Here is an 8,219-nt window from a genome sequence, read left to right as displayed (position 1 = left end):
GTTGATAGCATACAGTAAATAGTATAAAAACTGTAATGCGAACGATCATTTTAAATAACAAAATACATGGACGTCGGTCAGCATTTCCCTTTAGTGAGCATCTAACGCGGACAACTAATGAACAAGAAAAACACTTCTATTTCAGCAGACAACCTAGAGTATGTGGATGATAAATCAGCAGCATTGTTGCTTAATACCCCTAAAAGCGCTCGTGTTATTCTGTGGGTAATGATCTTATTCTTTGTCACGGCTTTCATTTGGGCTTACTTTGCCAAGTTAGATAAAGTGACCACCGGTAGCGGAAAAGTTATTCCGTCATCTCAACTTCAAGTCGTTCAAAACCTGGAAGGTGGTATTGTCAAAAAAGTGCTTGTTAAAGAAGGTGAACAAGTAAAGAAAGGTCAAACACTATTATTAATTGATGACACGCAATTTAAATCCGATTTTAAAGAAAAAACACAAAGCTTAGCTTCTATGCAAGCAGACTCCCAACGTTTAAATGCGTTACTTGCGAGCGTTACAGTGAGCAACAAAGCCGATAATACGCATTGGCGAAATAGTGTCACGATTGAACGTAAACCACCTGTTTTTGATGATACATTTAAAAAAGCACATTCAGCATTAGTTCGTCGGCAGCTCAATCAATTTACAGACAAATTAAATAACCTACAAAACCAGCTTTCTGTTGCTTCTGAGCAAGCATCGCAAAAAGAAAGAGAGTTGGCTGAAACACAATCTCGAGTCAGCAACTTACGTAACAGCTACAATATTGCTCTAAAAGAATACAATATTACGAAACCATTAGCTGAGGAAGGTGTTGTACCACGGATAGAATTACTGAAGTTACAACGGTCACTCAACGATACGAAACGTGATTTAAACTCTGCAAAAATGCAAATCCCTGTCACGCAAGCAGCGATTCAAGAAGCTGGCTTTAAGTACATTGATATTGCATTACAGTTCCGTTCAGATATTCAAGCACAACTAAATGAAACCAGTGACAAATTAGGGAGCTTAAGTGAAACCCAAATTGGTTTAGAAGATCGTGTTAAACGAACAACCGTGGTTTCACCGGTAACTGGCACAATTCAAAAAATATATGTCAATACTGTAGGTGGTGTTATTCAACCAGGCATGCCACTTGTGGAAATTGTTCCTACGGAAGATACCTTGCTAATAGAAGCTAAAATAGCACCGCAAGATATTGGCTTTCTACGACCAAATCTACCTGCAATTATTAAGTTTAGTGCCTATGATTTTACTAGCTATGGTGGTTTGCATGGAACATTGGAAACAATCAGTGCAGATACAATCCAAGATAAAGAAGGCAATAGTTTCTATCAAGTCAGAATTCGTACTGATGCGAGTAGTTTAAAGGGACCTAATGGCGAAGCTTTACCGATTATACCCGGTATGACAGCCACCGTTGATATCATTACAGGAAAACGCTCTGTACTTGACTACCTTCTTAAACCAATACTCAAAGCGCGACATACCGCGTTAAGAGAATAATGAAGTGACTATGAAATATAAATTAAAAAAAATTACTCTTCTCATCGGTCTTCAATGTATGGCTGCGCCTGTAATGGCGCAATCATTGGAACAAGCTGTAGCTGAAACGCTCTCAAGTAATCCAGAGATTAAAAGTGCCTACAATGAGTTCCAAAGTAAGCATCAATTGATCAATGCTTCAAAAGGTGACTACCTACCAAGTGTCGATCTTGAAGCGGGTGTTGGCTATGACGATTATAAAGCGAAAAGCCCTTCTGGTGAATATAAACCTCGTAATGCGAAAATCAACATTCGACAGCTAATCTGGGATGGCTCGATTACGTACAACGATATTCAACGTAATAAGTCAGAAACAGAAGCAGAGCGTTATCAATTACTGTCTGATGCACAAGACAAAGCATTAAAAAGCACAGAAGCATATCTAAATGTGCTTCATGCTCAAGATGTACTCGCTTTGTCTGAATCAAACCTTAAAGTTCATCAAAAAATGTATTCAGACATTAAAAAACGTGCAGACTCAGGTATTGGATCAACAGCTGACTTAGCACAAGTCGAAGGCCGTTTAGCCAGTTCTAATACAAATCTACTGGCAGCACAAAGCAATTTGCAAGACAAGATCACCCAGTTTGTGCGTATCGTTGGCCAGTATCCTAAAGATCTTGTAAAGCCTGAAGTTGACGTGAACTACCTACCAAAATCATTAGATGATGCATTAGAAAAAGCGAAGAAAAATAACCCTGTGGTACACGTTGCCTCAAATGACATTGACGCTGCTGAATATCAGTACAAGCAAGCAAAAGGTACGTTCTACCCATCATTTAGTATAGAAGCATCACAAGAATGGGGAGATGACTTAAATGGCTCTGAAGGTAAAACTGATGAGCTAAAAGCCATGCTAAAAATGCGCTATAACCTGTATAACGGTGGCAGTGATGTAGCAAAATCTCGTCGTGCTGCATACCAAATTAACAAATCTAAAGACATTCGTGATCGTGCTCACCACATGTTAGAAGAAGGTACTCGCCTATCTTGGAGCGCACTAGATTTAGCGAAAAAACAAAAACTGTTCTTGCAAGAGCACGTTGATGCCTCTGCACGTACCGTTATCGCATATGAAAAACAGTTTAAAATTGGTCAGCGTACATTACTGGATGTACTCAACACCGAAAACGAATTATTTGAAGCACGTAAAGCTTATTTAGCAGCTGAATATGATGGTATTTTAGCAAAATACCGTGTTCTTAATGCAACCGGTCTAATCCTTGATGAGATGCGCGTTGAGATCCCAGAAACTTGGGCAAAGTCTGTTAAATAAAAGGATTAAAAATGAAATACGTAATCACGGTTTTACTGTCTTTTTCTTTATTTGGTTGTTCACTCTCTGTACCGCAGCCTCCTATTGCAAAGCAAACAAAAGATCTGTTTGACGCAGATAGTGATGGTGTGATCAATCAGCGTGACCGCTGTGCTGATACGCCTATAGATGCCGTCGTAGATAACGATGGCTGTCCTACATATGTTAAAAATTCAGAAGAGAATAATATTCACGTATTATTTGCTAATGACTCTGCAGAAATCCCTGAAAGCTATATGGAAAACATTAGCAATATGAGTGAATTTTTAGCCAAATACCCAAAAACACACATTGAACTAAAAGGGTATGCGAGTCCAGTTGGTAACGCGGCATACAATGTTGCGTTATCAAAGCGCCGTGCTGCAGCTATTCGACAAGCACTGATCACTGAAGGGGTTGCACCGTCTCGCATTAAAACTATTGGTTTTGGTGATAGCGATCCTGTGAAAGCGTCAGATGTTGAAGAAAGTAACGCACTTAGCCGTCGCGTTGTCGCTCAAGTTGTTGGATCTCAAGGTAACGTTGTGAAAGAATGGAGTATCTATACTGTTCGTGAAAATTAATAAATAGAATCCACGTTGAAAAAAATAATCTTCTGGGCTCTGTGTTTAGTCGTGGCAGTGAATGTATTCGCTGCCACGAACAAGCAACAGATCGCAAAAATAGAACACTTTTACGGAGAAAGAGCTGGGAAACGAGCGACTGCGTGGCGAGCACTCATCCAAAATTCACAACACTTAAGTGAACAGCAAAAACTGAAAGCTGTTAATAACTTTTTCAATCAATTTGTTTTTATAAGTGATGAGAAGTTATGGGGTAAAGAAGATTACTGGGCCACACCTTATGAATTTGTAGGTGCAGGTGCCGGTGATTGTGAAGATTTTAGTATCGCCAAATACCAAGCATTAAGAGAACTGGGTATTCCAGATAAAAAGCTGCGATTAATTTACGTAAAAGCTTTAGAACTGAATCAATTCCACATGGTTGTCGCTTACTACCCTACTCCCTCCTCTGTACCTCTAATTTTAGATAACTTAAAAGGTGAAATTTCACCTGCAACACAACGAAAAGATTTACTACCGATTTACAGCTTTAATGGTAGCAAGTTGTGGCTAATGAAAAATAGAGGGCAAAGTCAAATCGCAGGAAAAGCGTCACGTCTTAGCCTATGGAACGACCTCCGTGATCGTTCCAATAAAATAATACTACACCGCCCTAAAAATACTTATTAACGAGTGAACATCAATGACACTTTATCGACAGCTTTTACTATGGATGCTGGTTGTATTTTTCGCATTTATCAGTGCGGTCTTTGCAATCCAATTCAGTACTACAAAAGACTATCTTGTTCACCAGCAATCAACAGAGTTAACGAATGCAATAAGCTCTGTTGGTTTTGCCCTGTCTCCTTACCTTGAAAATAAAGACATGGTTGCTGCAGAATCAGTGATAAGCGCAACGTTTGACTCAAGTTTTTACAGTGAAGTTAAACTTGAGCTCTTAGATTCCGACAAGAAAATCGTTCGTCAGTATCCTCAGAAGGTTGCTGGTGTACCTAGCTGGTTCCAAAGCCTCATTAATATTGAACCGATCACGCAATCAACAACACTTGCAAGTGGTTGGATGCAACTTGCAAACCTTACAGTAACAAGTAGCCCAGCTACAGCTTACCAACAATTGTGGAAAGCTACCGTGCAGCTCATGCTAGGTTTCGTTATATGTTCAGTTTTAGGTGCAATCGTTTTATCGCTTGTTCTCAATAAAGTATTACAACCGTTAAAACAGATCCAAAATAGTGCAAAAGAGATGGCATCACAGCATTTCACATCTTCTCTTCCAATGCCTCTCACCCGCGATCTAGCTGATGTGGTTACCGCTTTTAACTCAATGAACCAACAACTTCAAAGTCACTTTGAACAGCAAGCACAAGAGGCAGACAACCTTCGTATTCGTGCTTATCAAGACCCTGTATCAGGTTTGGCTAACCGTAGTTATCTCCTATCAAAAATTAACACCTGGCTATCTCATAAACCAAGTGGCGGTATGGCGTTATTGAAAGCAGATGATATTGAAGATAGCTATACTCAATCCGGCTATGAAGCTGGTGACCAATTAGTTCAAAAAGTTTCTTCTCGCTTAAAAGAACTGTCGAATGACGATGTAACCATTGCACGTCTAAACCAATCAGAGTTTGCTTTAATATCTCCTAACGCGACCAAAGAAGAACTTATCGAAACTGGTCGAAAAATGCTTAACATGACTTCAGAACTTAATTCAGATCCATTAGGCATAGCACCATTACATGCTGCTGTCGGCATTGTGATTTGTTCAGACAATGAAACAATCTCTACATTATTAGCCAGTGCTGATAATGCGTTAAACAAAGCACGACAAGAGCCTAAAGAACCACTCGCGCTGATTGAATCTCATGAGAAGAAAGAAACGGCATCATTAGGTAAGCAACAATGGAAAGCACTGGTTGATGAAGCTATCGCCAATAAGCTTATCCACTTCACATTCCAAAAAGCGATCAATGTTGGCAATAAAATACTGCATAAAGAAGCTTTCGCTTACATTCAAAAAGACAACCAGCGCTTTAATGCCGGTCAATTTTTATCTGCGATAGAACAACTCAATGAAGGTGCTAATTTTGACCGCTACATCGTTGATGCATTATTTAGCGATATAGAGAGAAATCCAACCTCTGTTCCTATTGCGATTAACATTACACAAAGCAGTATTAACGATACGGGTTTCATTCGTTGGTTAAACAGCAAGCTCCAAAGTTCACAGCAAATTAAAGATCGTGTTTTATTCGAATTACCTGAAATTTGCTTTATTAAGCAAATTGACAATGTATCTTTACTGTGTGAAATCATTCATCAAAATGGCTTCCGCTTTGGTATTGATAATTACGGGCATAACTTTAGCTCAGCTGGTTATTTAAATCGTCTCCGCCCAAACTACGTTAAATTAGATTTTGCTTATACTTCACAACTCGATGATCAGATAAAAACGGATGTACTTCAATCTATCACACGTACGGCCAATAACCTTTCTGTCACCACAATTGCAACACGCGTAGAAACGGCTGAGCAAAAAGATAAATTAGCTGCGATGGATATCCTCGGGTTCCAAGGTTTTGTTACTGATCAATTGAATCACGAGAATTAAAATGAAAGATCCTTTACTTCAGTCACTCGTATATGTCAGCCGTTTTTATGGTCAAGCAAATTCACCAGATGCTCTCGTGGCAGATTTACCATTAACTGATGGTTTACTTTCTCCTTTTCTTCTTCCTCGCGCAGCAGAAAAAGCAGGACTGCAAGCCAAAGAAACAAAAATGGAATTGAAGAGTATCTCTTCTCTTCTATTTCCTGTCATCGCTCTACTTAAAGGTGGAGACGCATGTGTCGTTTTAAGTATTGATAAAGAAAAAGGTGAAGCCGAAGTTGTCCTGCCACAAAATGAAGGTAGTGAACAATGGATCAAATTGAATGAATTAAATGCGCAATACACGGGCCGGTTATTTTTAGTCAAAAAGCGCTTCCGCTACGATGAACGCTCGCCTGAAATTTTAAAAACGCGTGATGGCCACTGGTTTTGGAGTACCTTATGGGAATCTCGTAATATTTACCGTGATGTATTGATAGCCTCAATTCTTATCAATATATTTGCCATCGCCGCTCCCCTTTTCACTCGCTTAGTGTATGACAAAATTGTACCTAATTTAGCGTTTGATTCATTATGGGTGCTAGCCATTGGTATTACGGTTATTTTTGTCTTCGATTTGATATTAAAATTGCTGAGAAGCTATTTCATCGATCTTGCTGGTAAAAAATCAGATATATTAATATCAGCAAAAATATTTAGCCGTGTGATGGGTATTCGTATGGAAGCAAAACCAGCTTCTGTTGGTGCGTTTGCTCGCCACTTACAAGAGTTTGAATCTATTCGAGAGTTCTTTACCTCGGCAACCGTATCTTCATTAATCGATTTACCTTTTGCTCTGCTATTCCTACTGATCATCTACATAATGGCAGGGCCTTTAGCATTAGTACCTTTGATTGCTGTACTCATATTAGTGGCGTATAGCTTCTTTATCCAACGCCCACTTCGAAAAAGTATTGAAGAAGGCTCACGTCTTTCTTCGCAAAAACATGCCAACCTCATCGAAAGCCTATCAGGTTTAGAAACAGTTAAAATGTTTGGCGCACAAAGCCAATTCCAATACCGTTGGGAAGAAGCTGTCGCGCATATGTCTAACTGGAGTTTAAAATCACGTCGTTTAACAGACTCTGTACAAAATACCGCAGGTTTCTTACAGCAGTTCGTTTCTGTCGCAATGATTGTGGTAGGCGTGTATTTAATTGCCAATGGCGACCTCACTATGGGTGGTTTGATAGCCTCAACCATGTTAAGTGGACGTGCGGTTGGTCCAATGGTACAACTTGCCCTGCTTTCTACCCGTTATAACCAAGCAAAATCAGCAATGACGGTCATTGAACAATTGATGGCTATGCCACTAGAGCAAGAAGACGGCAAACGTTACATTCATCGCCCTGTTATTCGCGGAAAAATTGAATTTGATAATGTATCCTTTGCTTACCCCAATGCAACACATGCCGCGCTAAAAAATATTAACCTCACCATTAATCCTGGTGAAAAAGTGGCAATTATTGGTCGTATTGGTTCTGGTAAAACAAGCTTAGAACGTTTGTTAATGGGGCTATATAGACCAACAGAAGGTTCTGTTTTAATTGATGATACTGATATTAATCAACTTCATCATATTGATATCCGTAGGAATATTGGCTGTGTTCCACAAGATATCACATTATTCTTTGGCTCGATTCGTGACAATATTACATTGGGGCGCCCGTTAGCCAGTGATAATGAAATATTATTAGCAGCAGAGCGTGCTGGCGTGACAGCCTTTACACAACACGATGCCGCAGGTTTAGAAAAACAAATTGGTGAAGGTGGTCATGCTATTTCCGGTGGTCAACGACAAGCAATTGCGATTGCGCGTGCATTCTTATCTAACCCACCCGTTATGATTATGGATGAACCAACGAGTAGTATGGATAACCGCTCTGAAATGTATATAAAACGTCAACTGACTAATATGACCCCAGAAGAAACACTGATTTTAATCACTCATAAAACCAGTATGCTTGATATTGTTGATCGACTTATTGTTATGGAGCAAGGACGCATTGTCGCCGATGGTCCAAAAGATGCCGTGTTGAAGTCACTCCGTGAAGGTAATGTAAGCCAGCCAAAATCAGAGCAATAATAACCGTCATCTTGTTTAATTAAGTTACACATCAACGCCGATATCTTAATATAA

The 8,219-nt window shown here is 39.5% G+C and carries 6 protein-coding genes; all 6 read left to right on the top strand.

Annotated features, from left to right (window positions below; translation table 11 throughout):
- Positions 1–117: 117 nt before the first annotated feature.
- The 6 genes from C9J41_RS06540 to C9J41_RS06515 are packed head-to-tail and all read left to right on the top strand — an operon-like array spanning position 118 to position 8,165.
- On the top strand, positions 118–1,512 hold the full coding sequence (locus C9J41_RS06540; RefSeq protein WP_107206652.1) for an HlyD family type I secretion periplasmic adaptor subunit: 1,395 nt from the start codon (positions 118–120) through the stop codon (positions 1,510–1,512).
- 10 nt (positions 1,513–1,522) lie between these two features.
- On the top strand, positions 1,523–2,827 hold the full coding sequence (locus C9J41_RS06535) for a TolC family outer membrane protein (protein ID WP_369917486.1): 1,305 nt from the start codon (positions 1,523–1,525) through the stop codon (positions 2,825–2,827).
- Between the two features lie 11 nt (positions 2,828–2,838).
- Positions 2,839–3,429: an OmpA family protein gene (locus tag C9J41_RS06530; protein WP_107246171.1), complete on the top strand. Its 591-nt coding sequence runs from the start codon at positions 2,839–2,841 to the stop codon at positions 3,427–3,429.
- Between the two features lie 15 nt (positions 3,430–3,444).
- Entirely contained in the window at positions 3,445–4,098 is a 654-nt protein-coding gene (locus C9J41_RS06525; protein WP_107294366.1) for a transglutaminase-like cysteine peptidase, read from the top strand.
- Between the two features lie 13 nt (positions 4,099–4,111).
- The gene (locus tag C9J41_RS06520; RefSeq protein WP_107206656.1) at positions 4,112–6,040 is read left to right on the top strand and encodes an EAL domain-containing protein; all 1,929 of its coding nucleotides are present in this window, start codon (positions 4,112–4,114) and stop codon (positions 6,038–6,040) included.
- Position 6,041: 1 nt separating this feature from the next.
- Entirely contained in the window at positions 6,042–8,165 is a 2,124-nt protein-coding gene (locus tag C9J41_RS06515; protein WP_107206657.1) for a type I secretion system permease/ATPase, read from the top strand.
- Positions 8,166–8,219 lie beyond the last annotated feature (54 nt).

Origin of the sequence: Photobacterium sp. GB-50 (genome assembly GCF_003026755.1) — a bacterium.
In the GTDB taxonomy this organism is placed as follows: Bacteria; Pseudomonadota; Gammaproteobacteria; order Enterobacterales; family Vibrionaceae; genus Photobacterium.
This window is presented reverse-complemented; position numbering and strand designations above follow the sequence as displayed.

Coding starts and splice junctions, on each gene's coding strand:
- C9J41_RS06520 (WP_107206656.1), top strand. CDS start 4,112: ATGACACTTTATCGACAGCTTTTACTATGGATGCTGGTTGTATTTTTC.
- C9J41_RS06540 (WP_107206652.1), top strand. CDS start 118: ATGAACAAGAAAAACACTTCTATTTCAGCAGACAACCTAGAGTATGTG.
- C9J41_RS06530 (WP_107246171.1), top strand. CDS start 2,839: ATGAAATACGTAATCACGGTTTTACTGTCTTTTTCTTTATTTGGTTGT.
- C9J41_RS06515 (WP_107206657.1), top strand. CDS start 6,042: ATGAAAGATCCTTTACTTCAGTCACTCGTATATGTCAGCCGTTTTTAT.
- C9J41_RS06535 (WP_369917486.1), top strand. CDS start 1,523: ATGAAATATAAATTAAAAAAAATTACTCTTCTCATCGGTCTTCAATGT.